This window comes from Streptomyces sp. NBC_01450, from assembly GCF_036227505.1.
GTDB lineage: Bacteria > Actinomycetota > Actinomycetes > Streptomycetales > Streptomycetaceae > Streptomyces.
Genome location: NZ_CP109480.1, coordinates 7,850,032 through 7,874,039, shown reverse-complemented (window position 1 = coordinate 7,874,039; position 24,008 = coordinate 7,850,032). Strand labels below are relative to the sequence as shown.

General features: G+C 70.7%; 24 protein-coding genes. 15 read left to right on the top strand and 9 right to left on the bottom strand.

Annotation, left to right across the window (positions count from 1 at the left end; all coding sequences use genetic code 11):
- Positions 1-745: 745 nt before the first annotated feature.
- From efeO to OG568_RS34980, 4 genes are read left to right on the top strand one after another with little or no spacing between them, the layout of a single operon-like run.
- Positions 746-1,882 carry an iron uptake system protein EfeO gene (gene efeO, locus OG568_RS34995; RefSeq protein WP_329534456.1) on the top strand — a complete coding sequence of 379 codons (1,137 nt, stop codon included), beginning with the start codon at positions 746-748 and terminating at the stop codon, positions 1,880-1,882.
- A 12-nt stretch (positions 1,883-1,894) separates the two neighbouring features.
- On the top strand, positions 1,895-3,172 hold the full coding sequence (efeB, locus tag OG568_RS34990; RefSeq protein WP_266414482.1) for an iron uptake transporter deferrochelatase/peroxidase subunit: 1,278 nt from the start codon (positions 1,895-1,897) through the stop codon (positions 3,170-3,172).
- A gap of 3 nt (positions 3,173-3,175) precedes the next feature.
- Positions 3,176-4,051: an iron uptake transporter permease EfeU gene (efeU, locus tag OG568_RS34985; protein ID WP_266414481.1), complete on the top strand. Its 876-nt coding sequence runs from the start codon at positions 3,176-3,178 to the stop codon at positions 4,049-4,051.
- Positions 4,008-5,021: a hypothetical protein gene (locus OG568_RS34980; RefSeq protein WP_329534455.1), complete on the top strand. Its 1,014-nt coding sequence runs from the start codon at positions 4,008-4,010 to the stop codon at positions 5,019-5,021. Before efeU ends, OG568_RS34980 begins: the two co-directional genes overlap by 44 nt.
- A gap of 68 nt (positions 5,022-5,089) precedes the next feature.
- On the opposite strand, the gene OG568_RS34975 is transcribed toward OG568_RS34980, so the two are convergent.
- Positions 5,090-5,830, bottom strand: a complete 741-nt coding sequence (locus OG568_RS34975; protein ID WP_329534454.1) for a bifunctional DNA primase/polymerase — start codon at positions 5,828-5,830, stop codon at positions 5,090-5,092.
- 214 nt (positions 5,831-6,044) lie between these two features.
- Complete coding sequence (locus OG568_RS34970) at positions 6,045-6,701, bottom strand: TetR/AcrR family transcriptional regulator (protein WP_329534453.1); 657 nt, start codon at positions 6,699-6,701, stop codon at positions 6,045-6,047.
- Positions 6,702-6,897: 196 nt separating this feature from the next.
- Here OG568_RS34970 and ddaH point away from each other — a divergent pair, with 196 nt between their 5' ends.
- Complete coding sequence (ddaH, locus tag OG568_RS34965) at positions 6,898-7,719, top strand: dimethylargininase (RefSeq protein ID WP_353963250.1); 822 nt, start codon at positions 6,898-6,900, stop codon at positions 7,717-7,719.
- 61 nt (positions 7,720-7,780) lie between these two features.
- Here ddaH and OG568_RS34960 read toward each other — a convergent pair whose 3' ends face one another.
- From OG568_RS34960 to OG568_RS34950, 3 genes are all read right to left on the bottom strand, one after another.
- Entirely contained in the window at positions 7,781-8,779 is a 999-nt protein-coding gene (locus tag OG568_RS34960; RefSeq protein WP_329534452.1) for a small ribosomal subunit Rsm22 family protein, read from the bottom strand.
- Between the two features lie 156 nt (positions 8,780-8,935).
- Positions 8,936-10,048: a serine hydrolase domain-containing protein gene (locus tag OG568_RS34955; RefSeq protein WP_443077807.1), complete on the bottom strand. Its 1,113-nt coding sequence runs from the start codon at positions 10,046-10,048 to the stop codon at positions 8,936-8,938.
- 17 nt (positions 10,049-10,065) lie between these two features.
- Positions 10,066-11,415: a multidrug effflux MFS transporter gene (locus OG568_RS34950; protein WP_329534451.1), complete on the bottom strand. Its 1,350-nt coding sequence runs from the start codon at positions 11,413-11,415 to the stop codon at positions 10,066-10,068.
- A 98-nt stretch (positions 11,416-11,513) separates the two neighbouring features.
- On the opposite strand from OG568_RS34950, the gene OG568_RS34945 reads away from it, so the two are divergent.
- Together OG568_RS34945 and OG568_RS34940 are read left to right on the top strand one after the other, a co-directional pair.
- Complete coding sequence (locus tag OG568_RS34945) at positions 11,514-12,521, top strand: Gfo/Idh/MocA family protein (RefSeq protein WP_329534450.1); 1,008 nt, start codon at positions 11,514-11,516, stop codon at positions 12,519-12,521.
- Between the two features lie 135 nt (positions 12,522-12,656).
- The gene (locus OG568_RS34940) at positions 12,657-13,460 is read left to right on the top strand and encodes an SDR family oxidoreductase (RefSeq protein ID WP_329534449.1); all 804 of its coding nucleotides are present in this window, start codon (positions 12,657-12,659) and stop codon (positions 13,458-13,460) included.
- 277 nt (positions 13,461-13,737) lie between these two features.
- On the opposite strand, the gene OG568_RS34935 is transcribed toward OG568_RS34940, so the two are convergent.
- A complete protein-coding gene (locus OG568_RS34935; protein WP_329534448.1) occupies positions 13,738-14,973 on the bottom strand; it encodes a D-alanyl-D-alanine carboxypeptidase family protein in 1,236 nt (411 codons plus the stop codon).
- A 337-nt stretch (positions 14,974-15,310) separates the two neighbouring features.
- Here OG568_RS34935 and OG568_RS34930 point away from each other — a divergent pair, with 337 nt between their 5' ends.
- Together OG568_RS34930 and OG568_RS34925 are read left to right on the top strand one after the other, a co-directional pair.
- Complete coding sequence (locus OG568_RS34930) at positions 15,311-16,795, top strand: ABC transporter permease (RefSeq protein ID WP_329534447.1); 1,485 nt, start codon at positions 15,311-15,313, stop codon at positions 16,793-16,795.
- Between the two features lie 56 nt (positions 16,796-16,851).
- Positions 16,852-17,565, top strand: a complete 714-nt coding sequence (locus OG568_RS34925) for an ABC transporter ATP-binding protein (protein WP_266686619.1) — start codon at positions 16,852-16,854, stop codon at positions 17,563-17,565.
- 80 nt (positions 17,566-17,645) lie between these two features.
- On the opposite strand, the gene OG568_RS34920 is transcribed toward OG568_RS34925, so the two are convergent.
- Positions 17,646-17,969 carry a nuclear transport factor 2 family protein gene (locus OG568_RS34920; RefSeq protein ID WP_266582183.1) on the bottom strand — a complete coding sequence of 108 codons (324 nt, stop codon included), beginning with the start codon at positions 17,967-17,969 and terminating at the stop codon, positions 17,646-17,648.
- A gap of 142 nt (positions 17,970-18,111) precedes the next feature.
- Here OG568_RS34920 and OG568_RS34915 point away from each other — a divergent pair, with 142 nt between their 5' ends.
- The 3 genes from OG568_RS34915 to OG568_RS34905 all read left to right on the top strand — a co-directional run bounded on the left by OG568_RS34915 (position 18,112) and on the right by OG568_RS34905 (position 19,780).
- Positions 18,112-18,657, top strand: coding sequence for a DoxX family membrane protein (locus tag OG568_RS34915; protein WP_266582184.1), 546 nt, complete (start codon positions 18,112-18,114; stop codon positions 18,655-18,657).
- A gap of 60 nt (positions 18,658-18,717) precedes the next feature.
- Positions 18,718-19,050 (top strand): MazG-like family protein, encoded by a 333-nt coding sequence (locus tag OG568_RS34910; RefSeq protein ID WP_266624328.1) that lies wholly within the window; start codon positions 18,718-18,720, stop codon positions 19,048-19,050.
- Between the two features lie 64 nt (positions 19,051-19,114).
- Complete coding sequence (locus tag OG568_RS34905) at positions 19,115-19,780, top strand: histidine phosphatase family protein (protein WP_329534446.1); 666 nt, start codon at positions 19,115-19,117, stop codon at positions 19,778-19,780.
- A 16-nt stretch (positions 19,781-19,796) separates the two neighbouring features.
- Here the strand turns inward: OG568_RS34905 and OG568_RS34900 are convergent, their stop codons facing one another.
- Positions 19,797-20,819, bottom strand: a complete 1,023-nt coding sequence (locus tag OG568_RS34900; protein WP_266651024.1) for a LacI family DNA-binding transcriptional regulator — start codon at positions 20,817-20,819, stop codon at positions 19,797-19,799.
- A gap of 198 nt (positions 20,820-21,017) precedes the next feature.
- Here OG568_RS34900 and OG568_RS34895 point away from each other — a divergent pair, with 198 nt between their 5' ends.
- Both OG568_RS34895 and OG568_RS34890 read left to right on the top strand, forming a co-directional pair.
- A complete protein-coding gene (locus OG568_RS34895) occupies positions 21,018-21,782 on the top strand; it encodes an SDR family oxidoreductase (protein WP_266582187.1) in 765 nt (254 codons plus the stop codon).
- Positions 21,783-21,887: 105 nt separating this feature from the next.
- The gene (locus OG568_RS34890) at positions 21,888-22,892 is read left to right on the top strand and encodes a Gfo/Idh/MocA family protein (RefSeq protein WP_329534445.1); all 1,005 of its coding nucleotides are present in this window, start codon (positions 21,888-21,890) and stop codon (positions 22,890-22,892) included.
- A gap of 87 nt (positions 22,893-22,979) precedes the next feature.
- Here OG568_RS34890 and OG568_RS34885 read toward each other — a convergent pair whose 3' ends face one another.
- Positions 22,980-23,390 carry an NmrA family NAD(P)-binding protein gene (locus OG568_RS34885; protein WP_329534444.1) on the bottom strand — a complete coding sequence of 137 codons (411 nt, stop codon included), beginning with the start codon at positions 23,388-23,390 and terminating at the stop codon, positions 22,980-22,982.
- Positions 23,391-23,440: 50 nt separating this feature from the next.
- Here OG568_RS34885 and OG568_RS34880 point away from each other — a divergent pair, with 50 nt between their 5' ends.
- Complete coding sequence (locus OG568_RS34880; protein WP_329534443.1) at positions 23,441-24,004, top strand: LysR family substrate-binding domain-containing protein; 564 nt, start codon at positions 23,441-23,443, stop codon at positions 24,002-24,004.
- The last annotated feature ends 4 nt before the right edge of the window (positions 24,005-24,008 follow it).

The following is a 24,008-nucleotide window of genomic DNA, read 5'->3' as shown; positions in this document are numbered from 1 at the left end:
AACTAACGCCGTCGCCTCACCCACCGGGGCACATGTCAACGATTGGCAAACAAGTGATCCATTCCGTACACGAATGCCCGAAGGCGATCACCGACCAATCCAGGGCCGTTCCCCACCTGCTGGACATCTGGCGGCGACGGTGGACGCGGCAGTACGACGCCAATGGATTGGGCCAGGACGCACTAAGCCGAGACGGATCACACCGTGCGCCGCCTGCGCACCGCGACCACACGCCCGCGGCCGCCGCACCGGGCGCGCCGACCGGGACTTCCGAGCCGATAGAGGCGAGCGCCCCGCTCACGTCGCTTGCCGTAGATCCAGTCGACCCGGTGCCGCCCGTGATGCCCGACGTGACGGAGAAACCCGCCCGAGCCACTGTTGTCCGAATCGCCACCCCCACCTGACAGTTGGGTTCCCTCGCTCACCCGGCGACCGGTTCACGGGGTCCAGCCCGGTGCCGGCCGGGTAGCAGCTCCGATCCCTGGACCCCCGCGCTGGTCAGGGTGACCGCGGCATCACCGGAGGAGTTCACGTCACCCCGCACGAGACGATTGACCAACGCTTGACTATTCCATGGCGCCTACTTTTGGCCACCGCGATCAAGCCGTGGCTGTGCGTCAACTGTGAGAGCTGAATCACTGTAGGGGTGGGTAGGACTGAGGTAAGCCTCAGGTAAGTTAGGCCAGCCTCACCATGCCAGCGGGGACCTTCCGCCTGGTTTGTCCGTCGTTCTCTTGGAGCCTGAATGCGAGCCGTCCGACTCTCAGTTGTCACCGCCGCCGCGACCGCGGCCGCTCTGGCCGCCGTCACGGGCTGCACCGAGAAGAGCGACGCCGGGGCAGGCGACGCGATTCAGGTGACCGCCGCCGACTCCAAGTGCGACACCTCCACGAAGTCCGTTCCGGCCGGCCAGGTCACCCTGAAGATCGAGAACAAGGGCTCGAAGGCCACCGAGGTCGAGATCCTCTTCCCGGACGACCGGATCGTCTCCGAGAAGGAGAACATCGGCCCGGGCACCAAGTACACGCTGACCGCCGAGGTCAAGGCGGGTTCGTACGAGATAGCCTGCCGCCCCGGTATGAAGGGCCTCGGCGTCCGCCAGAAGCTCACCGTGACCGGTGGCAAGGTCGCCAAGCGCGACCCGCGCCTCGACAAGGCCGTCGCCGCCTACCGCGAGTACGCGCAGGAGCAGGCCGACGCGACCATCCCGAAGGTGGAGACGTTCGCCGACGCCATCAAGGCCGGCGACATCGAGGCCGCCAAGCAGGCCTACGCCCCCTCCCGCTTCGGCTGGGAGAGCACCGAGCCGATCGCCGAGTCGTTCGGGGACATCGACCCCAAGACCGACACCCGCGTCAACGACCTGGAGAAGGGCCAGAAGTGGACCGGCTGGCACGCGCTGGAGAAGGCCCTCTGGCAGGACAAGAAGATCGGCGCCGAGCAGAAGACCCTCGCCGATGAGCTGGTCACCGACCTGAAGGACTGGCAGAAGCGGGTCGGCAAGGCCGAGATCACCCCGACCTCCATGGCCAACGGCGCCAAGGAGCTGCTCGACGAGGTCGCCACCGGCAAGGTCACCGGCGAGGAGGACCGCTACTCGCACACCGACCTCAGCGACTTCAAGGGCAACGTCGAGGGCGCGCAGAAGTCGTACGAGTTGCTCAAGCCGGTCGCACAGCAGAACGACAAGGCGCTGACCACCGAGCTCGACAAGCAGTTCACGGCGCTGAACACGCTGCTCGACAAGTACCGCACGGACAAGACCTCGGATGGGTTCGTGTCGTACGACAAGGTCACCAAGGACCAGCGCAAGGAGCTCTCGGACGCGGTCAACGCGCTCGCCGAACCCCTGTCCAAGCTCGCCGCGGCTGTTGTGAAGTAGGCGGGACACATCATGACGACGGACACCACAAAAACCACCGACGGACCCACGCCCTCCCGGCGTTCGCTGATCGGCTGGGGCGGTGCCGGGCTCGCGCTCGGGGCCGCCGCGGCCGGCGGCGCCGTGGCGATGACCCGTACCGGCAACGACGTGGACCCCGCGGGCGCCGAGACCGGCGCCGCGATCGCCTTCCACGGCGCGCACCAGGCGGGCATCGCGACGCCGGTGCAGGACCGGCTGCACTTCGCCTCGTTCGACGTGAAGACGGACGACCGCGCCGAGTTCGTCCAGATGCTGAAGGACTGGACGGCCGCCGCGCGCCGGATGACCGCGGGGCACGCGGTCGGCGAGGGCGCCTACGGCGGACTGGCCGAAGCGCCGCCGGACGACACCGGCGAGGCGCTGGGCCTCAAGCCGTCCCGGCTGACGCTCACCATCGGCTTCGGACCGTCGCTGTTCGAGAAGTACGGCGAGAAGTTCGGGCTGACGGGCCTGCGCCCCGAGGCGCTCGTCGACCTGCCGGAGTTCCCGGGCGACAACCTGGAGAAGGCACGCAGCGACGGTGACCTGTGCATCCAGGCCTGCGCGGACGACCCCCAGGTCGCGGTGCACGCGATCCGCAACCTGGCCCGGATCGGCTTCGGCAAGGTCGCCGTCCGCTGGTCGCAGCTCGGCTTCGGCAAGACCTCGTCGACGACCCCCGACGCCCAGACCCCCCGCAACCTCATGGGGTTCAAGGACGGCACCCGCAACATCGCGGGCACCGAGCCGGACCGGCTGAAGAAGTTCGTGTGGGTGGGCGAGGACGAGGGTCCGGCCTGGATGGCCGGTGGCTCGTACCTCGTGGCGCGCCGCATCCGGATGAACATCGAGACCTGGGACCGCACCTCGCTGCAGGAGCAGGAGGACGTCTTCGGCCGGGACAAGGGCGAGGGCGCGCCGGTCGGCAAGGCCAAGGAGCGCGACGAGCCGTTCCTGAAGGCGATGAAGCCCGACGCGCACGTGCGGCTCGCGCATCCCGACTCCAACGGCGGGATCACCCTGCTGCGCCGCGGCTACTCCTTCACCGACGGCACGGACGGCCTCGGCCGACTGGAGGCCGGGCTGTTCTTCCTCGCCTACCAGCGTGACGTGCGCAAGGGGTTCATCCCGGTGCAGCGCTCTCTCGCGCGCTCCGACGCACTCAACGAGTACATCCAGCATGTGAGTTCGGCGGTCTTCGCCGTCCCGCCCGGCGTCCGCGACAAGGACGACTGGTGGGGGCGCGCGCTGTTCTCCAAGGAGGCGTAGCCCGTGTTCGGGAACTATCTGATCGGCCTGCGCGAGGGACTGGAAGCCAGTCTCGTCGTCTGCATCCTCATCGCCTACCTGGTGAAGACCGGCCGCAAGGACGCTCTGAAGCCCATCTGGATGGGCATCGGCGTCGCGATCGCCCTCGCCCTCGGCTTCGGCTGCGCGCTTGAATTCGGCTCCCAGGAGCTGACGTTCGAGGCGCAGGAGGCGCTCGGCGGTTCGCTGTCGATCGTCGCGGTCGGCCTGGTGACGTGGATGGTCTTCTGGATGCGGCGCACCGCCCGTCATCTGAAGTCCGAGCTGCACGGCAAGCTGGACGCGGCGCTGGCGATGGGCACGGGCGCGCTGGTCGCGACCGCGTTCCTGGCGGTCGGCCGCGAGGGCCTGGAGACCGCCCTGTTCGTGTGGGCGTCGGTGCACGCGGCGAGCGACGGCACCCCGCGCCCGCTCATCGGCGTCGCCCTGGGCCTGGCCTCCGCGGTCCTCCTCGGCTGGCTCTTCTACCGGGGCGCCCTGAAGATCAACCTCGCGAAGTTCTTCACCTGGACCGGCGGCATGCTGGTCGTGGTCGCGGCGGGTGTGCTCGCGTACGGCGCCCACGACCTGCAGGAGGCCGACTGGATCCCGGGGCTGCGCGACCTCGCCTTCGACATCAGCGGCACGATCCCGCCGGACAGCTGGTACGGCACGCTCCTCAAGGGCGTGTTGAACTTCCAGCCCGACCCGACGGTCCTTCAGGTCACGGTGTGGGCGCTGTACCTGGTCCCGACACTCGCGATCTTCCTCGCCCCGGTAGGGTTCGCCTCCGGGAAGGGGAAGGTGAAGGTACCTGATGAGCAGGGATCGCGCGGGTCGCAGCCCACGAAGGCTTCGTAGTCTCAACCGGTTCGCCCTGGCGACGGGGTCGGTGACCGTTCTGTCCTTGACGGCGAGCGGCTGCGTGGTGGTGCACGGGGAGCGGGAGGTCGTACCTACGGCGACCCGGTCCGAGGCCGCCCGTGCGCTCAAGGACTTCACCGCCGCCTACAACAAGGCGGACAAGGCGAACGACAGTTCCCTGGACGCGGACCGGGTCACCGGCGCCCTCGGCGCCATCGACGGCGCGAAGCTGACGGCCGGGCAGAAGAACAACCCGGGCGGCAACCCGTCCTATTCGCCGCTGTCGCTGTCCGACGCGAAGTTCTCGATCCCGGCGAAGGCGGGCTGGCCGCGCTGGTTCGTGGCCGACGCCGCGGCCAACAAGGGTGTGGCGGGCTACCGTTGGATGCTCGTCTTCACCCGGGGCAGTGCGAACGAGGTGTGGCAGGCCTCGTATCTGACCGTCCTCGCCGCCGCTGACATTCCGAAGTTCCAGCAGGACAAGGACGGTTGGGCGCAGCCCGTCACCGGGGACGACACGGCCCTCGCCGTCGAGCCGAACAAGCTGAGCCAGTCGTACACGGGCTATCTGCAGAGTGGCGGCGACACCTTCGCGCCCGGCCTGCACACCTCGCAGTGGCGGACCCTGCGCGCCAAGAACGCCACCAAGCCCGGTCTCGCCCGGCAGTACATCGACGAGCCGCTGACCTCCGGCGACTACGCCCCGGTGGGGCTCCGTACCGCGGACGGCGGGGCGCTGGTGTTCTTCACCACGCGGCGCTACGAGAAGCAGACCGCCGCGCGGGGCACCGAGATCCCGGCCCAGAACGCGGACGTCAAGGCCCTGACCACCGGTGACATCAAGCAGTCCCTCACTCTGGAGTTCGTCTCCAACCAGGCGGCCCTGGACCCCGGGAAGGGTGCGCAGAACGCGCGGGTCGCGGTGCTGGGACGGATCGAGGGGCTGACGGGCGCGAAGGGCGGATAGGCCGACCCTGTCCCGTAGGTTCCCGTAGGTTCCCGTAGGTTCCCGTAGGTTCCCGTAGGTTCCCTGGGCTAGTTCCGGTGGGGCCAGGCCGCCAGCTCGTCGTCCGGCTCGTTCTCACCCGCGTAACGGGCGCAGGCGTCCGTCAGGGCCTCGAGCAGGCTCAGGGGGTCGGGGAGGGGGTGTTCCGGGCCCCGCACCCAGTCGACCGTCAGTCCACCGGGGAGCTGGGCCGGCGGCACGAGAACGTACGAGCCGCGGCAGTGCCAGCGCAGACCGGGGTGCTCGTCCGTCGTCTCGGGGTGCGAGTCCAGCTCGCACGGCCACCACTCGTCCTCGTCCTCGGGTGTACCGCGGGTGAGTGTGAAGAAGAACATGCGGCCGTCGCCGCTCTGCGCGACGGGCCCCACCTCCACACCGGCGGCGAGCAGCCGCTCCAGCGCCTCGCGGCCCGCGTCGACGGGCACGTCGAGGACGTCGTGCACCATGCCGGTCGCGGTGATGAAGTTGGCCTGCGGCTGGTGGCGGACCCATCGCTCGATCTGGGCACGGTCGGTCGTGGACTGGGTCTGCCAGGCGAAGGAGACGGGATGGCGCGCGGGGGTGGGACAACCGACGCGGTCACAGGAACAGCGGTAACCGGAGGGATACGCGGCCTGCGCGAGCGGCAGCCCCGCGGCGGCAGCGGCGATCAGCAGGGCCTCGCGCCCGCCGTCGGCAGCGACCTCCGTCGCACCCTTCGGACGGCGACCACGCAGCCACTGGGAGATCCTGCCCTGCGCGCCGGAGCGGCGGCCGAACTCTGCGCTCATCAATCCCCTCGCCAAGCGGTTGTGCCGACAGCGGTCGTGTCGCGGCGTCTGCGTCCATCAGATTGACGTCCATCAGGTGGACGTCAGTCAGGTGGACGTCCGTCACGTTCACGTCGACCCATCGTGCCGACGAACGCCTTCGACAACCTCTATGGTCCCACCCTCCCGCGCCCCGGATGGACAGAGCCCCCCATCCGGGGCGCTTTGGCATGATTCATCCCCGCGGGGCGAGGCCGTACAGCGCGTAGTCGACGAGGGTGTCCGTATACGCGTACGAGATGGGGCCGGTGTGCTGGAGCCAGCGCTGCGCGAGCGGGGAGACGAAGAGTTCCAGGGCGATGCGGGGATCGATGTCCGGCCGCAGGTCGCCCTTGTCCTGGGCGGACCGCAGCCGCTTCACATACAGCTGGAGCTGGGGTTCGAGGAGCTTGGACACGAACTCGGTGCCGAGCGCCTCGTTCACGAGGCCCTCCGCTGCCAGGGCCCGCGAGGGGATCTCGAACTTGGGGTTCAGGAGTTCGTCGACGGTGGCGCGCAGGACCTGCTTGAGGTCGGCCGCGAGATCGCCGGTGTCCGGGATGCCGTACTCCGCATGCTCCCCCAGCACCTCCGGCCGGCCCGCCGCCTGCGCCGCCTGGGCGCTCAGATCGACGAACGCCTCCAGCAGGACGTCCGCCTTCGACGACCACCACCGGTAGATCGTCTGCTTGCCGACGCCGGCGCGGGCGGCGATGCCCTCGATCGTGGTCTTGGGGTAGCCGACCTCACCGACGAGGGCGAGGGCGGCGTCGAAGATCGCGCGACGGGACTTCTCGCTGCGGCGGGTGGAGTCGGGGGTGGGTTTGGCGGAAGGGCGGGGCGTGTCGGCCATGCGGCGAATTTAACAGGATGACAAGACGAGGCGTCTCGTGGCGCCTTCAGCTCGTCCGGCGTTTGAGGACGAGGCCGTTCAGGGCGATCGGGGGTTTGGTGGACTTGCGAAGTCCACCCGTTCGCCAGGCGGCCGACGCGGCCCGCAGACCGCACCATGGGCATCACCTGCCCCTGCGGTACGTGAGGAGCCCTCCTTGCAGCCTCCCCGCCGCGCCACACCCCGGCGCTATCTGATGTGCCCACCCGCACACTTCGCTGTCACCTACGCCATCAACCCGTGGATGAACCCATCCAAACCGGTCGATGTGCCGCTCGCCGTCGCCCAGTGGGAGGACCTGCGCGGCCGGTACCTCGCGCTCGGCCACACGGTCGAGGAACTCACCCCGCGCCCCGGCCTGCCGGACATGGTCTTCGCCGCGAACGGGGCGACCGTCGTCGACGGCCGGGTGCTGGGCGCCCGGTTCGCGCACCGCGAGCGCGAACCGGAGGCGGCGGCCCACCTGGAGTGGTTCCGCGCACACGGCTTCCCGCACGTCCACGAGCCGGTCCACGTCAACGAGGGCGAGGGCGACTTCGCGGTCACCGCCTCCTACGTACTGGCCGGCCGCGGGTTTCGCGCCAGCCCCCTCTCGCACGGCGAGGCCCAGGAGTTCCTCGCGCGACCGGTGATCGGACTCGATCTGGTCGACCCCCGCTACTACCACCTCGACACCGCCCTCGCCGTCCTCGACGACACGACGGACGAGGTCATGTACTACCCGCCCGCCTTCTCCCCCGGCAGCCGGGAGGTGCTGCGGCGGTTGTTCCCCGACGCGCTGATCGCCGGTGCCGAGGACGCCGCCGCGTTCGGCCTCAACGCGGTCTCGGACGGCCTGCACGTGCTGCTGCCGCAGGCCGCGACGGGGCTCCTCGGTCCGCTGCGGGAGCGTGGCTTCGAGCCCGTCGGCATCGATCTGAGCGAGCTCCTCAAGGGCGGCGGCAGCGTGAAGTGCTGCACACAGGAGCTGCGGTGCTGAAGGGCTGAGGCGTTGAAGGGGTGCGGTGTTGAGAGGTGGGGTGTTGAGGAGCCGGCCCCGGCTACTGGTCCTCCGCGGGCGGCGGTGGCCAGGGGTCACCCCAGTCCGCGTCACGGGCCGCCCGGTACAGCGGCCCATGACGCTTGGTCACCGTCTCGCGGTGCAGGGCCTCGTCGGGGCCGCACAGGTCCAGGAGTACCTGGCCCTTGCGGATCTGCGGCTTGCGTACGACGCGGGAGGGGGCCGGGGTCGACGGGAAGCGGGTGGCGGCGACGTAACTGAACTTCTCGTCCTCGTACGGCAGGGAGCCGCCCTTGACCTGACGGTGCAGGGAGGAACGCGCGACGCGGGCGGAGAAGTGGCACCAGTCCTCGCCGGGGACGATGGGGCAGGCCGCGCTGTGCGGGCAGGGGGCGGCGACGTGGAACCCGGCGGTGATCAGACGGTCCCGCGCCTCGATGACTCGGGCGTAGCCGTCGGGCGTACCGGGCTCGATGATCACGACGGCCTGGGCGGCGGCCGCGGCGGCGGTCACGACAGAGGCGCGGTCGGCGTCGGTGAGCTCGCCGAGGACGTAGGAGACGGTGACGAGATCAGTGCTCTCGATGGTGAGCGCCGATCCGATACGAGAGCGGTGCCATTCGGCGGGCTTCAGCTCCGGGTTGGCCGCGGCGATCTCGCGGCCCAGCGCGAGGGCGGGTTCGGCCCAGTCCAACACGGTCACGGGGCGGGCGCCCGCCCAGGTCGCGTTCACCGCCCAGGTCGCGGCGCCCGTGCCGCCGCCCACGTCCACATGGCTCGCCGGCGTCCACTCCGGTACCGCGTCCGCGAACGCCTCCAGCGCCGAACGCACCGCCTCGAACGTCGCCGGCATCCGGTACGCGGCGTACGCGACCACGTCCGAGCGGTCGCGGAGGATCGGGGTGTGGGTGGGGGTCGTTCCCCGGTAGTTCGCGATCAGCCGGTCGACCGCCTGGGTGGCCGCCTTCGGCGGGAGGCCGTCGAGGAGGCCGGCGAGGGCGGTACGCAGGGTCTCGGCGGAGGAAACGGGGACGTTCACCCACCGATTCTACGGTCGCACCTCGCCCTCGAACGCCGGACGGACTGAAGGTGCGCGTCAGCGCTTTTGAAGGGGCGCGGGGCTGTGACATATGCGGCTCCGCCGCGTGGGCGCGACCAGCCCCCACCGGCCCGCGGCCGAACAACTACCGCCAGATCAAGACGCTCCCCGTACCGCCCGCGCGAGCCTCGTCGCCGCCTCCGCTCGCGGCGCGCTGTCCGGCGGGCGTCGGCGGGGATGCACCGTGTTCGCGAGGAACACCAGGAACGTGTCCGTCGCGGGGTCCAGTACGAGGGACGTACCGGTGAAACCGGTGTGGCCCGCGGCGCCCCGCCCGGCGAGCGCGCCCATGAACCAGGGCTGGTCGACCGCGAAGCCGAGACCCGGCGGGGTGAGCATCAGCTCGACGAAGTCGGGGCCGAGGATGCGGGCGGGGCCGTAGGAGCCGCCCGCGAGGAGGGTGCGGCAGAAGACCGCGAGGTCGTGGGCCGTGGAGAAGAGGCCCGCGTGCCCGGCCACCCCACCGAGCGCCCACGCGTTCTCGTCGTGCACGACCCCCCGCAGCATCCCCCGGTCCACCTTGCCCCACGGCCGCCGCTGGTCCTCGGTCGCCGCCGCCCCCGCGCACGGTCCGAAGGACGTGGCGGTCATCCCGAGCGGCCGGGTGATCCCGTCCCGGACGAGGACGTCGAGCGTGTGGCCGGTGATGCGTTCCAGGATGTGCTGGAGGAGGAGCAGGTTCAGGTCGGAGTACACGTATTCGCCCGGCCGGGACGAAGGGGCCTCGGCCCGCAGCAGGGCGAGGCGCGCCGCGTCGTCCGGGCAGTCGTACAGCGGGAGTTCGGGGCGCAGCCCGGAGGTGTGCGTGAGCAGCTGTCGTACGGTGATGTCGTGGGCCGAGGCCGCGCGGAACTCCGGCAGATACGCCCCCACCCGCGCGTCGATCCCCAGCGTGCCCCGCTCCAGCTGCTGCACCACGGCGACCGCCGTGAACAGCTTGGTGAGGGAGGCCAGGTCGAAGGGGGTGTGGACGGTCATCGGCCGCCGGTCCCCGGGCGGCAGTTCGACCCCGGTGTCGGTCTTCTCGTCGTAGGAGGAGTAGCGCACCGCCCAGCCCGCCGCCTCCTCGACGGCGATGACCGGGCCGCGCCCGGCGACCAGCACGAGGCCCGCCGTCCAGGGGCGCGGTCCGCGGGTGAGGGTGCGGACGTCCCGTACGAGGTGGCGCAGTTCCGTCGGGTCGAGGCCGGCCCGTTCCGGGGTGTCCACGCGCAGTCTCGGTGCGCTCAGCTGTCCGCCGCCTTTCCGTCCACGGTGTGTCCCGTCTGCCAGGGACGGCACAGTCCCACGAAGAAGGCGATGGCCACCAGTACCGCCGCCAGTTGGACGACGGCCATCGGGGCGGCGGTGTGCTCCCCGGCGATGCCGACGAGCGGGGAGACGATCGCGCCGATGAGGAAGGAGGTGGTGCCGAGCAGCGCGGACGCGGAGCCGGCCGCGTGCCGTACCCGCATCAGGGCCAGCGCCTGGGTGTTGGGCAGGGCGAGGCCCATGGCGGACATGAGGACGAAGAGCGCCGCGGCCACCGGCACGAGGCCCGCCTTGCCGAAGACCCCCGTGGTGAGCAGGAGCAGCGCGGTCGCGGCGAGGGTGATGAGGGCGAGGCCGGTGGCGAGGACCTTGTCGAGGCCGACCCGGCCCACGAGGATCTTGCCGTTGATCTGGCCGACGATCACCAGGCCGACGGAGTTGATCCCGAAGAGCAGGCTGAAGGTCTGCGGGGACGCGCCGTAGATTTCCTGGATCACGAAGGGGGAGGCGCTGATGTACGCGAACAGTGCCGCGAAGGCGAAGCCGCCCGCCAGTGTGTAGCCGGTGAAGACGCGGTCGGCGACCAGTGCGCGCATGGCACGCAGCGCATCGCCGACTCCGCCGCCGTGGCGCTGTGCGGGTTCGAGGGTCTCGGGGATCTTCGTCCAGACGAGCGCGGTGAGTGCGATGCCGACCGCGGTGAGGAGGACGAACACGCCCCGCCAGTCGGTGGTGCGCAGGATCTGGCCGCCGATGAGGGGCGCGACGACGGGGGCGACGCCGGAGATCAGCATGAGGGTGGAGAAGAAGCGGGCCATCGCCATGCCGTCGTACAGGTCGCGTACGACGGCTCGCGCGATCACGATGCCGGCGGCGCCCGCGAGGCCCTGGGCGAGGCGGAAGGCGACGAGGAGTTCGACGTTCGGGGCGAGGGCGCACAGGGCGGTGGCGACGACGTAGACGACGAGGCCGACGATGAGCGGGCGCCTGCGGCCCCACTTGTCGCTCATCGGTCCGACGACGAGCTGGCCGAACGCCATCCCCGCGAGGCAGGCGGTCAGCGTGAGCTGGACGGTCGCGGCGGGGGCGTGCAGTGAGCGGGTGACCTCCGGCAGGGCCGGGAGGTACATGTCCATCGACAGCGGGGGCGTGGCGGTGAGTCCGCCGAGGATCAGGGTGACGAGGAGTCCGGTGCGGCGAAGGGCCCCGGGGTCCGGCGCTTCCCGCGGCTCCGGTACGTCGGCCACCGCCGTGTGCGGTATGTGGCCCTCCGGGGAGGCCTGGGGGCCTCGCCCCTCCCGCTTGGTGTGCCCGCGCTCGGGCATGAGCCCCTCCCTCTTCGAGTGATCCGCCACCTATGCTCTCAGTTCGAACAGCGTGTTCGGGGTCACAGAACTTCAAGTGGCAGAGCGAAGGGCCGGGAATGACGGGCGTGGGCGAGCGAGTGCGGTGGGGGATTCTGGCGACCGGCGGGATCGCGGCGGCCTTCACGGCGGATCTGGTGGACATGCCGGACGCCGAGGTCGTGGCCGTGGCCTCGCGGACGGACGCCTCGGCGAAGGCGTTCGCCGAACGGTTCGGGATTCCGAAGGCGTACGGGGACTGGGCCTCGCTCGCGGCGGACCAGGATGTCGACGTCGTGTACGTCGCGACTCCGCACTCGGCGCACCGGGTCGCCGCCGGGATGTGTCTGGAGGCGGGGCGCCACGTGCTGTGCGAGAAGGCGTTCACGCTGAACCTGCGCGAGGCCGAGGAGCTCGTCGCGCTCGCCGAGGAGCACGACCGCTTCCTGATGGAGGCCATGTGGATGTACTGCAATCCGCTGGTCCGGCGGCTCAAGGGGCTCGTCGACGACGGCGTGATCGGTGAGGTCCGTACGATTCAGGCCGACTTCGGGATCAATGGCCCGTTCCCGCCGTCGCACCGGCTGCGCGACCCCGCGCAGGGCGGTGGCGCTCTGCTCGATCTCGGCGTCTATCCGGTGTCGTTCGCGCACTTGTTGCTCGGGGAGCCCTCGGGCATCACCGCGAGAGCGGTGCTCTCCGACGAGGACGTCGATCTCCAGACGGGAGCACTGCTCACCTGGGAGAGCGGCGCTCTCGCTTCGGTGCACTGCTCCGTCAACGGTGGTACCCCCGTCTCCGCCTCCGTCACCGGCTCCCAGGGCCGCATCGACATCCCGGGCGGCTTCTTCTTCCCGGACCGTCTCGTACTGCACCGCGACGGCCGCGACCCCGAGGAGTTCACGGCCGACCCGGCGCACGGCCCGCGCACCAGCCTCAAGCACGAGGCCGCCGAGGTGATGCGCGCCCTGCGGGCCGGCGAGAGGGAGTCCCGGCTCGTCCCCCTGGACGGCAGCCTCGCCGTGATGCGGACGCTCGACACGATCCGCGACCAGATCGGCGTCCGCTATCCGGGAGAGACCAACTAGGGCGCCGCCAGGGACACCCTCCTCGGAAACCGTGAACACTTACACGTTTAAGTGTTCACGGTTTCCGGCACCAATGGGGTCCGACCGACATCACCGAACGGATTCGCCGACAGCGTCCGATTACGCTGCGGGCCCATGAATGCCCTCAACGACTCGAACGCCACGCATGCCGCGCATGCCGCGCATGCCACGCAGACGAAGATCGCGGTGGTGACCGGGGCGGGCTCCGGCATCGGCCGCGCGGTGGCCGTCGAACTGCTGCGCACCGGCTGGTCGGTGGCGCTCGCCGGACGCAAGCCGCAGACACTGGAGGAGACGGCGGCCCTCGTCTCCGAGGCGCCCTCCCTCGTCGTACGCACCGACGTCTCGCGTCCCGACGACGTGGCGGCCCTGTTCGACGCGGCGCGCGAGTGCTTCGGGCGGCTGGACCTGCTCTTCAACAACGCGGGGACGTCCGGACCGGGCGGCGTCCCGCTCGAGGAACTGCCGTACGAGGCATGGCTGCACGTCGTGAACACCAACCTCAACGGCGCCTTCCTGTGCGCGCAGGCCGCGTACCGGCACATGAAGGAGCAGGACCCGCAGGGCGGCCGGATCATCAACAACGGCTCGGTCTCGGCGCACACACCGCGCCCACTGTCGGTGGCGTACACGGCGACCAAGCACGCGCTGACGGGGCTGACCAAGTCGCTGTCCCTGGACGGGCGTCCGTACCAAATCGCCTGCGGTCAGATCGACATCGGCAACGCGGCGACCGACATGACCGAGCGCATGCGGACCGGAGCGCTGCAGGCGAACGGGGAGACGGTGGCCGAGCCGGTGATGGACGTGGCGAACGTGGCACGCACGGTGCGGCACATGGCGGAGCTGCCGTTGGAGGCGAATGTGCAGTTCGCGACGGTACTGGCCACCGCGATGCCGTATGTCGGGCGCGGCTGAGGCCCTCCCGGACGGCTCGTCAACGGCTCAACCTACACAAACGGAAGCTGAACCTCCGTACCGTTCGGGCCGGTGGCGGGCTTATGCTCGTGGCACCTCCACCAGAACTTCACACTTGGAGTGGAGGACTTCGGTACGACCACGGTCCACACCGAGGGGGGTGGTGGCAGCCGTTCCGCGGCCGGGGTGGGGGTGGACCTCGCGCGGGACCGCGAGGTGAGCTCCGGGCCTCGGAACGGCTGCCCCGATAACGGCCGGCCCCCGACAGCCGCCACCGTCAGCCCTGGTGACGGCCCCCACGGCCTCGCTGGTCCTGACCGTCCTGACGGTCCTGACGTTCGTCCGGGGCCTCGTCCCCCACCACACGCCGCCGCCTGCGCCACACGTACGCCCCGCCCGCGAGCAGCGCGACCGCTCCCCCGGCCCCGCCGACCAGTCCCCACGACGACGAGCCGCCGCTCGCGGCCGCCGCGGGCGGCCCGGCCGCCGCCTTCGCCGCCGCCTTCCGGGTGGGGGTGGCGGAGGCTCCGCCCTCGCTGAGCGGATCGACGAGGGTGCCCACGGACTGGGCCTTCGCACCCTCCTTGAACCCCCAGTCGAGCAGCGCGGCCGTCTCCTCGTAGACGCCGCTGCCGCCGCTCTTGGGGTGCATCACGGTGACGAGGAGGGTTCGCCCGCCGCGGGTCGCGGCGCCGGTGAAGGTGTTGCCGGCGTTGCTGGTGTAGCCGTTCTTCACGCCGATGAGCCCGTCGTATGTCGGCACGCCCCACGCGCCCGTCAGCAGGCGGTCGGTGTTCTGGATCTGGAAGGTCTTCTTGCCGCCCGCCGGGAAGTTCGCGGTCTTCGTGTGGCAGTAGGCGCGGAAGTCGGCGTCGGCGAGGCCGTGGCGGGCGAAGAGCGTCAGGTCGTACGCGGACGACACCTGCCCCTTGTGGTCGAAGCCGTCGGGGCTGACCACGTGGGTGTCCAGAGCCTGTAGGTCCTCGGCCTTGGCCTGCATCTGGGCGACCGTCCTGGCGAGGCCGCCGTTCATGTGGCTCAGGACGTGCACCGCGTCGTTGCCGGAGCGCAGGAAGACGCCGAGCCACAACTGCTCGACGGTGTAGGTGATGCCGGGTTTGACGCCGACCATGCTGGAGCCTGCCGGGATGTCGGCGAGGTCGGCGTCGGTGGCCTTGTGGCGCTGGGTCCGCTCGAACTTCTTCAGCACGGTGTCCGCGAAGAGCATCTTCAGCGTGGAGGCCGGCGCCAGGTGAGTGTGTGCGTGGTACGAGGCGAGCACCTCGCCGCTCTCGTGGTCGGCGACGAGCCAGGAGCGGGCGGTGAGCCGCTTGGGCAGTCCCGAGGCGCCACGCACCTGGACGCCGGTGCGGGCGAGCCGCTCACCGCCGATCACGGGCGTGGCGGCGGACGCCGGGGCGGCCGCGGCCAGCGGGACGGCCGCGGCCAGGCCGAGGGCGGCACGACGGGACAGCTGAGCGGCACGCGGGGGGACGGGAGAGGAATCGCGCATCCCGGGACCGTACAAAAGGAGTTCGCGACGCCGCACGGCGGGGTCGCGAACTCGCCACACGACGAGGCCTCAAAGAATGGGCACCGCGCACACAAAGGCGTGACAAAGGTACGCCCCACCCCGTACGTGCGGCCTCCTCCTGCCCTCAGCACCCCATCCAACAGGGCTTTCCTGGCAATAGCCCCTCCGGATCTTAGGAATCAGCTGTCTTACGCAATATTGATTCCGGACCTCACTTTCTCAGCTCTCACACATCTCTTACTCAGCCCGGCTCAAAGGTTTCTCCATAGCTTGTGGCCGCGCCCACAGCGGGCGCCAAGAACCTTTGGGGAACGGGATGTTTGGCATCTATCTCAAGCGTGAGCTGAGCCGGCGCAAGAAGGCGGCCCTGGTGATCGCCATGGGTCTGGCGCTCGGTATCGCGCTGGTCATCACCGTCAACTCGGTGTCGGCCGGCATGCAGCAGGCGCAGGACAAGGTCCTGAAGTCGCTGTACGGGCTCGGCACCGACATGACGGTGACCAAGGCCCAGGCGGCGCCTTCGAGCAACTCCTCCGGCAGACCGAAGTTCGACTTCAACGCCAAGTCGAGCAGCTCCACCAAGCAGAGCTCGGACCGCGTGATGACGCAGGGCGGGCAGTCCCTGGCCTCCTCGCTCGTCACCAAGGTCGCCTCTCAGAAGGGCGTGGCGAGCGCGGTGGGCGCGCTGACCCTGAACGTCACCAAGGTCGACGGCTCCTTCACCCAGGGCACCGCGAAGTCCTCGACGTCCTCGGGGTCCTCGGGGTCCGGCGGCTCCTCCCAGCAGGGCGGTCCCGGCGGCAACCAGGGCGGCGGCAACACGGGGGCGCCCCAGGTGCAGGGCGGCGGCGCCTCGTTCGACGTGAACTCGTACTCCGTCGCGGGCGTCGACGTCACCGACCAGGACCTCGGCCCGCTCGCCACCTCGAAGATCACCTCGGGCAAGACCTTCACGACGGCGCAGACCAACGCGAAGGTCGCGGTGGTCAGCAAGTCGTACGCCAAGGAGAACAAGTACACGGTCGGCAAGACCTTCAAGATCTCCGGCACCAAGTACACGATCATCGGGATCGCGACGCCGGACAGCAGTGAGTCGACGACCGACGTCTACCTGCCGCTGAAGCAGGCGCAGACGCTGGGCGACGCGAAGAACAAGGTCACCACGATCTACGTCAAGGCGACCGACTCGAAGCAGATCACCGCGGTCAAGGCGACCATCCAGAAGAACATCTCGGGTACGACGGTCACCACCTCGGCCGACCTCGCCTCCACCGTCTCCGGCTCCCTGTCCACCGCCTCGAACCTGGCGACCAGCGTCGGCAAGTGGCTGTCCATCGCGGTGCTCGTGGCCGCGTTCCTGGTGGCGGCGCTGCTGACCTCCTCCGCCGTGTCCCGCCGGGTGCGTGAGTTCGGCACCCTCAAGGCGCTCGGCTGGCCCTCGCGCAAGGTCACCCGGCAGGTCGTCGGCGAGTCCATCGTGAACGGTCTGATCGGCGGCGCGCTCGGCATCGCCATCGGCCTCGGCGCGGCGTACGCGGTGACGGCGATCAGCCCGAAGCTGACGGCCGAGCTCGGCAACACCGGCGGCGGTGGCGGCATGGGCGGTGGCCCCGGCGGTGGCGGTCCCGGCCGGCAGGCGGTCAAGAACACCATGGAGATCGCGCTGTCCGCGCCGGTCTCGGTGACCACCATCGCGCTCGCCGCGGGTCTGGCCATCACAGGCGGTCTGATCGCCGGTGCGATGGGCGGCTGGCGCGCCTCGCGGATGCGCCCGGCGGACGCGCTGCGCAGCGTCTCCTGACCCCTTCCGGGAGTACCTCTTCCGCATCTTCATCTTCTGCATCCTCGGAGAACCTCATGTACAAGCTCACCGGCGTCACCAAGCGCTACACGCGGGGCAAGGAGACGGTGGAGGCGCTGCGTGGCATCGACCTCACCATCGAGGACGGCGACCAGCTCGTCATCCAGGGCCCCACGGGCGGCGGCAAGTCCACCCTGCTCCAGATGATCGGCGGCCTGGACCGTCCCTCCTCCGGCAGCGTCGAGCTGGACGGCGTCGACCTCGCCTCCATCAGCGAGGCCAAGCTGACCCGGCTGCGCGCCGAGAAGATCGGCATCATCTTCCAGTCGTTCAACCTCATCCCGACGCTGACCGCGCAGGAGAACGTCGAGACGGCGCTTGTCCCGCTCGGTGTGAAGCCCAAGGAGCGGCGCGAACGGGCCGCCGAGGCGCTGAACTCGGTCGCTCTCGGTGACCGCCTGGGCCACGCCCCGTCCGAGCTGTCCGGCGGCCAGCAGCAGCGCGTCGCGATCGCCCGCGCGCTGGTCAAGAAGCCGAAGGTGCTCCTCGCGGACGAGCCGACCGGCAACCTCGACGAGGGCACCCGTGACGACATCATGGGCCTGCTGGAAGGGCTCTGGCACGAGTACGGGCTGACCTTCATCATGGTCACCCACGACTCGTCGATCGCCCGCAGGGCGCCGCGCCTGGCGACCATCAAGGCGGGGCAGATCACGCTCACCGAGCAGGGTGCGCGGAGCGCCGTGTCCCAGCAGTACGCCCCGCGGTAGTCGCGCGGCCCCCGGTCGATCGCGCCCGTGTTCTCCTCGGCCCGGGCGACCGCGGGGAGCCGGGGATCGGGACGGTTCGGCTACGCCTGGCCGGTCTCGAAACGGGTGATCCTGCCGTCGTCGACGGTGAAGCTCCACCTCGTCTTCATCTCGCCCCAAGTGTCGTTGCTGTAGCGGGCGATGAGGGCGCGGCCGCCGTTCGACTCGTTGTCGACCTCCATATGGCCGCGGGAGGAGAAGATCTCTCGATCGGTCCAGTCGGCGAGGTCGCGGTCGGCACCGTCGTCGGACATGGTCGCGTCGGGCGCGAGGACGGCCTGGAAGGCGTCACGGTCATGGGCGTTCACAGCGGTGACGAAGGCCCGGACGGCCGGGTCGCTGAGTTTCGCTACCTGAATCGTCATGGCAGCCACCCTCACACCGGTCCCGGGTACCCGCCACCCGAACGGCACCCCGAACACGTCGGGCACGCGCCTTCGGTGCGACGGTGGACACACGGGAGGGGCCGTTGACCATTGCCGCCGTCTGTCTGCTCCGGGAGCCACCGTGACCTGTTACGACCGAAGTGATCTGGGACTGCTGCTGCTCCGTCTGGGCACGGGCGGAGTGCTGGCCGCGCACGGGGCGCAGAAGCTGTTCGGCTGGTTCGGCGGGGGCGGGCTCGAGGGGACCGCGGTCGCAATGGAGGCCATGGGCTACAAACCCGGCAAGGCGAGCGCGGCGGCGGCGGGGCTGGCCGAGGCGGGCGGGGGCACCCTGCTGGCGCTGGGCCTCGCGACCCCCGCGGCGGGTGCGGCGGCGGCCGGGGCCATGGTGGGCGCGGCCGCCGTGAACCTGCCCCAAGGGTTCTTCGCGATGGAAGGCGGCTACGAGTACGCGGCGTCGCTGGCCCTGGCCGCGGCGGGTCTCGCGGTGGCGGGTCCCGGCCGCCTCTCCCTGGACCATGCGCTCCGCCACGCCGTGAACCGGGGCTGGATGGTCCCGGTGGCGCTCGGCGTCACGGCGGCGGCCACGCTGGCCGTGGTGGGCACCCGGAACAAGAGGGTGCGCGAGGCGGCCGAGGGCAAACAGGAGGCCCTGTTCGAGGAGTAGGCGCGGGAGCGGAAGTACGAGTGGGCGTGGGGCACATGGCCGGTGGGGGAAGCTTGCCCCATGGCTGATGAAGACCTCTGGGAATCCATCGACCGCCTGCGCGCCTGGCTGGACGCCAACCGGGCACAGGGCGGCCAGGAGGGCCTGCTGCTGCGCATCCTGAAGCTGTCGGAGGAGGTCGGTGAGGTCGCCGAAGCGGTGATCGGCGCGACCGGCCAGAACCCGCGCAAGGGCGCGAGCCACACCTGGGACGACGTCCGCTCCGAGCTCTGCGACGTCGTCATCACGGCCCTGGTCGCCCTGCACACGCTGACGCCGGACGCCCGCGAGGTCTTCATGGCCCATCTGGCGGGCGTCACGGAGCGCTCGCTCGGGACGAACCCGACTCCGTGAGGCGGGGGCGTAGGGCTGCCCGGGCGGCCGCGTCCCTCGTGACGCCGTCTGAGAAGGTGACCCCATGCGCCTGATCCTCATCCGCCATGGCCAGACCCCGTCCAACGTGGCGTTCCTCCTGGACACCGCCGTCCCCGGCCCGGGTCTGACCGCCCTCGGCGAGAAGCAGGCCGCCGCGCTGCCCGAGACGCTCGCGGACGTGGACATCGACCTGCTGTACGTCTCCACGCTGACCCGCACACAGCTGACGGCCGCCCCGCTGGCGGCCACTCGCGGACTCGAGATGGTCGTACGGGACGGCATCCGTGAGCTGGAGGCCGGGGATCTGGAGATGATGCGCGGCGACACCGAGGCGGCCAGGGCGTACTTCACGACGGCGTTCGCCTGGGTGGCCGGGGACACCGAGCTGCGGATGCCGGGCGGGGAGAACGGCACCGAGGCGCTGGGCCGGTTCGACGCGGTGGTCGCGGAGGCCGCCGCGACCGGCGTCGGCAGCGTCGCCATGGTCAGCCACGGCGCCGCGATCCGGGTGTGGACGGCGGCCCGGGCGCACAACGTCGACATGTCCTTCGCGGCCGCCCACCGGCTGGACAACACCGACATCGTGATCCTGGAAGGATCCCCCGAAGAGGGCTGGACGGCGCTGTCCTGGGCGGGCACGGACATCGGAGGCGCGGCGCACGCGCGGGAGAGCGGCCCCGCGGGACAGCCGTTGGGCCCGAACGCGTAGCCTTCCGCCCCCGTTCTCACACCGGCGGCATGTTGTACGGCGTCACCACCTGGATCGCCGACGGCAGGAAGGGACCCTCGTCCGGCAGCGCCTGCTGGGCCCGCATGATGCTCTGACAGGCGCGCCGCATGTCCTGGCGCAGGTCGTGGTGGAGCACCGCGGACAGCTTGCCCTCCGCCAGCAGCCGGGTGTTGTCGTGGTCCAGGTCGTGCGCGACGAAGGCCAGCACCTTCCGGCCGAGCGCCGCGAAGGCGTCGATGGTCGCGGTGTTGCCGCCGCCGATGGAGTAGACGGCGTTGATCTCCGGATCCCGTTCCAGAGCCGCCAGGACCAGGGCCCGCTGGGTGGAGTCCAGCCCGTCGCTGTCCGTGATCTCGACCAGTCGGCGTGCGGGTCCGCCGACCCGCATCTCGCTGCGGAAACCCATCTCGCGCTCCTCCTCGTTGCGGAAGGAGCCCCGGCTGATCGTGACGAGCACATGGCCCGGGCGGTCACCGAGCCACTCCCGTATCAGGTAGGCGGCGGTGGCTCCGGCGGCCCGGTTGTCGATCCCGACGTACGCGAGGCGCGGGCTGCTGGGCAGATCCGTCACCAGGGTGACCACCGGGATGCCGGCCGCCACCAGCCGGCCGACCGCGGCGGTGACCTCGGGGACCTCCGGGGCCTTGAGGATCACCCCCTGCGAACCGCGCGCGGCGATCCTGTCCAGGTCCTTCACCAGTTCCGCCGCGGGGTCCGTCTCGCGGAAGTGGAACCGTGAGCGCACGATGGCCGGGTGCAGGGACGGCAGTTCGGCCTCCAGGGCTTCGCGCACCGCCGAGGAGAACCGCTCGGGGGTCTGCATCACGATGTCGATCATGAAGGTCCGGCCGCCGATGCGGACCTGGGTGCGCTGCCGGTCCAGGTCCTTGATGGCCTGCTGCACTTCCCTCGCGGTGCTCTCGCGCACCCCGCCGCGATGGTTGAGGACCCGGTCGACCGTCGCCTCGCTCAGGCCGGCCTGCCGGGCGATCTCGCGGATCGTATACGGATGTCCCATGGGTTCCCTTGCTGCGTCCCGTGATCGAAGAGATCAATGAGGGCTTTTTGATGGTTCTCTGCGGATTGATTGACGGTCCCAACGTCATGAGACTGGCAGAAATGTCACCGCGCCGGAAGGAGAGGGACCCCACATGTGGTCCACCGAGGACGACGGCCGGCCGGTGCGCGCGGGGCGGAAAAGGACGGCAGCACGCTCATGAACCAACTGCTCGAGGACAAGGTCGTCCTCGTCAACGGCGGCAGCCAGGGCGTCGGCGCGGGCATCGTGCGCGCGGCGCTGCGCGAGGGCGCCACGGTCGCCTTCACCGGGCGCCGCGGCGAGTTCGGCGAGAAGTTCGCCGCGCGGACGGGTGCCACGTTCGTACGGGCCGATCTGAGCGATCCCGCGCAGGCGCGCGGCAGTGTCGAACAGGTCGTGGCCGCCCACGGGCGAATCGACTGCCTGGTGAACGCGGCCGGGCTGACGTCACGCGGCTCGCTCCTGGACACCACGCCGGAACTGTTCGACGCGCACGTGGCGATCAATCTGCGCGCGCCGTTCTTCGCGATGCAGGCCGCCGTCCAGCACCTGGTGGACCGCGGGGCGCCGGGCACCGTCGTCAACATCATCACGTCCGCCGCGCACGGCGGGCAGCCCTTCCTCGCCCCGTACGTCGCCGCCAAGGCCGGACTCATGGGCCTCACGCGCAACGCGGCCCACGCGCACCGCTGGGACCGGGTCCGGATCAACGGCCTCAACATCGGCTGGACGGACACCGAGGGCGAGGAGGAGATCCAGCGCACGTTCCACGGCGCGGGCGACGACTGGCGCGAGGAGGCGGCGAAGTCCCAGCCGATGGGCAAGCTGGGCCAGGTCGACGAGATCGCCGACTTCGTCGTCTTCCTGCTCTCCGACCGCAGTGGGGTGGTCACGGGCTCGGTCATCGACTGGGACCAGATCGTCCTCGGCGGACTCGACTGATCCCCCCTCTACCCCCCCATTTCTCCCTTCTCCTCTCCCCTCTCTCCTCCCTTCCCCCTCTCCACCCTCAGCGGGCCTTCCCGCACTGGCTTTAGGAGCAATCTCATGCGTATCGGCATCCTGGGACTGGGCCGGATCGGCGCCTTCCACGCGGCGACCCTTGCCGGGCTCGACGCGGTGGACACCCTGGTCGTCAGCGACCCGGTGGCGGCGGCCGCCGCGTCGGCGGTGGAGCGGTTCGGGGCGACGGCGGTGGACTCCCCCGAAGCCGTACTCGCCGCCGGGGTCGACGGCATCGTCATCGCGGCCGCCACCGACGCGCACCCCGCGCTCATCCTCGCCGCGGTCAAGGCGGGCATCCCGGTGTTCTGCGAGAAGCCGGTGGCACGGACCGTCGAGGACAGCCTCGACGTGCTGGAGGCCGTCCGGGACAGCGGTGTCGAGGTGCAGATCGGCTACAACCGGCGCTTCGACGCGGGCTGTGTGGCCGCCCGCAAGGCCGTGGTGAGCGGCGAACTCGGCAAGCTGCACACCGTACGGTCCACCACGCTGGACCCGGCGCCGCCGCCCGCCGCGTACGTGGCGGTCTCCGGTGGCATCTTCCGCGACTGCAGCGTGCACGACTTCGACATCGTGCGCTGGGTGACGGGCCGCGAGGTGGTCGAGGTGTACGCGGTCGGTGGCAACCGGGGTGCCGAGTACATCGCCGAGGCGGGTGACGTCGACACCGCGTCCGCGATCCTCACCCTCGACGACGGCACCATCGCCCTGGTCTCCAACTCCCGCCACAACGCGCGGGGTTACGACGTCCGCCTGGAACTGCACGGCATGCGCGACAGCATCGCCGTGGGCCTGGAGGACAAGCTGCCGCTGCGTTCCGTCGAACCGGGCGCCACCTTCCCGGCGGGCCCGCCGCACGACTTCTTCATGGACCGGTTCGCCCCCGCCTACCGCGCCGAACTCACCGCCTTCACGGAGGTCGTCGCGGGCCGCGCCACCTCGCCGTGCACGGTCGCCGACGCCATCGAGGCCGGCTGGATCGCCGAGGCCTGCACCCTCTCGCTGGCCGAGCACCGGCCCGTACGCCTGGAGGAGGTACGCCAGGGCTGACCCACTCCCTGCGTGGAGGCCGGACGGTGGGGGCTTCAGGGGCGGGTGCGGGTGCTTGGGCCAGGCCGCCGAGCCGGGCAACGGCCGTCAGTCCAGGACGGGTGTCAGAACGGCCGGCTTGAGGATCTCCTCGCACCACTGGCGGAACGTGGTGGGGGTGCCGGCCTGCGGGGTGCGTGGCTCGGCGTTGTCGAGGCCACGCTCCTTGGCCGCCATCATGTCGGCCATGCCCTGCGCCATCGCCTCGGACATCCCCCGCCGCGCCAGCGTGTCCCTGAACGACTCGACGGGCACGTACTGGAAGCGCACCGGCTTCCCCAGCACCTCCGACATGATCCGCGCCATGTCCTCGAAGGACAGGTCCTCGGGCCCGAGCACCGGCACCTCGCCCTGTCCGCTCCAGGAGTGGTCGAGCAGCAGCCCGGCGGCCACGGCGGCGATGTCACGGGTGGCGCAGGTCGGCGCCTTGAGGTCCCCGCTGACCGGCTGGAAGAACACGCCCCGACGCACCGGGCGTACTCGCCGCCGCGCAGGCCGCCACCCGCCGGGTGCACGGCGCCGCCCGCGCCGGCCGACTGGTCGTCGGTTTCGCCCCCGGGCTGAGCGTCTCCCCCGCGGTCCGCGCGTTCGCCAGGACCCACCCCGCCGTCGAGATCGAACTGCTCCAACTGAACTGGCATGAGAAGGCCGAGGCGCTGCGGGACGGCCGGGTCGACGTCGGCTTCCTGCGCCATCCCTTCGACGCGGAGGGGATCCACACCGTCCCGGTGGGCAGCGAACCGAAGGTCTTGTGCCTGCCCACCACGCACCCCCTGGCATCCCGCCGCCGGCTGACCCTGGCCGGCCTGGACGGCGAGACGGTCCTGGACTTCCAGGCGCGCCGCACCGCGACGGTGGAGGAGAAACTCGAACTCATCGCTGCCGGGCGAGGCATCGCGCTGCTGCCGCGCAGCGTCGCCCGCTCCTACTCGCGCCCCGACCTCGTACACCGACCGGTGACCGACGTCCCGCCCACCGAGATCTGCCTCGCCGTACTCGAGGGTCGCCGTGACGAACACCTGGACGACTTCCTGACCACCGCGGCACACGTGCTGTCCGAACACCGCTCTTGAAGCC

Coding starts and splice junctions, on each gene's coding strand:
- OG568_RS34980 (WP_329534455.1), top strand. CDS start 4,008: ATGAGCAGGGATCGCGCGGGTCGCAGCCCACGAAGGCTTCGTAGTCTC.
- OG568_RS34975 (WP_329534454.1), bottom strand. CDS start 5,830: ATGAGCGCAGAGTTCGGCCGCCGCTCCGGCGCGCAGGGCAGGATCTCC.
- OG568_RS34895 (WP_266582187.1), top strand. CDS start 21,018: ATGAACCAACTGCTCGAGGACAAGGTCGTCCTCGTCAACGGCGGCAGC.
- OG568_RS34905 (WP_329534446.1), top strand. CDS start 19,115: ATGCGCCTGATCCTCATCCGCCATGGCCAGACCCCGTCCAACGTGGCG.
- OG568_RS34970 (WP_329534453.1), bottom strand. CDS start 6,701: ATGGCCGACACGCCCCGCCCTTCCGCCAAACCCACCCCCGACTCCACC.
- efeB (WP_266414482.1), top strand. CDS start 1,895: ATGACGACGGACACCACAAAAACCACCGACGGACCCACGCCCTCCCGG.
- OG568_RS34900 (WP_266651024.1), bottom strand. CDS start 20,819: ATGGGACATCCGTATACGATCCGCGAGATCGCCCGGCAGGCCGGCCTG.
- OG568_RS34930 (WP_329534447.1), top strand. CDS start 15,311: ATGTTTGGCATCTATCTCAAGCGTGAGCTGAGCCGGCGCAAGAAGGCG.
- OG568_RS34935 (WP_329534448.1), bottom strand. CDS start 14,973: ATGCGCGATTCCTCTCCCGTCCCCCCGCGTGCCGCTCAGCTGTCCCGT.
- OG568_RS34890 (WP_329534445.1), top strand. CDS start 21,888: ATGCGTATCGGCATCCTGGGACTGGGCCGGATCGGCGCCTTCCACGCG.
- efeO (WP_329534456.1), top strand. CDS start 746: ATGCGAGCCGTCCGACTCTCAGTTGTCACCGCCGCCGCGACCGCGGCC.
- OG568_RS34940 (WP_329534449.1), top strand. CDS start 12,657: ATGAATGCCCTCAACGACTCGAACGCCACGCATGCCGCGCATGCCGCG.
- OG568_RS34920 (WP_266582183.1), bottom strand. CDS start 17,969: ATGACGATTCAGGTAGCGAAACTCAGCGACCCGGCCGTCCGGGCCTTC.
- OG568_RS34945 (WP_329534450.1), top strand. CDS start 11,514: ATGACGGGCGTGGGCGAGCGAGTGCGGTGGGGGATTCTGGCGACCGGC.
- OG568_RS34910 (WP_266624328.1), top strand. CDS start 18,718: ATGGCTGATGAAGACCTCTGGGAATCCATCGACCGCCTGCGCGCCTGG.
- OG568_RS34950 (WP_329534451.1), bottom strand. CDS start 11,415: ATGCCCGAGCGCGGGCACACCAAGCGGGAGGGGCGAGGCCCCCAGGCC.
- OG568_RS34925 (WP_266686619.1), top strand. CDS start 16,852: ATGTACAAGCTCACCGGCGTCACCAAGCGCTACACGCGGGGCAAGGAG.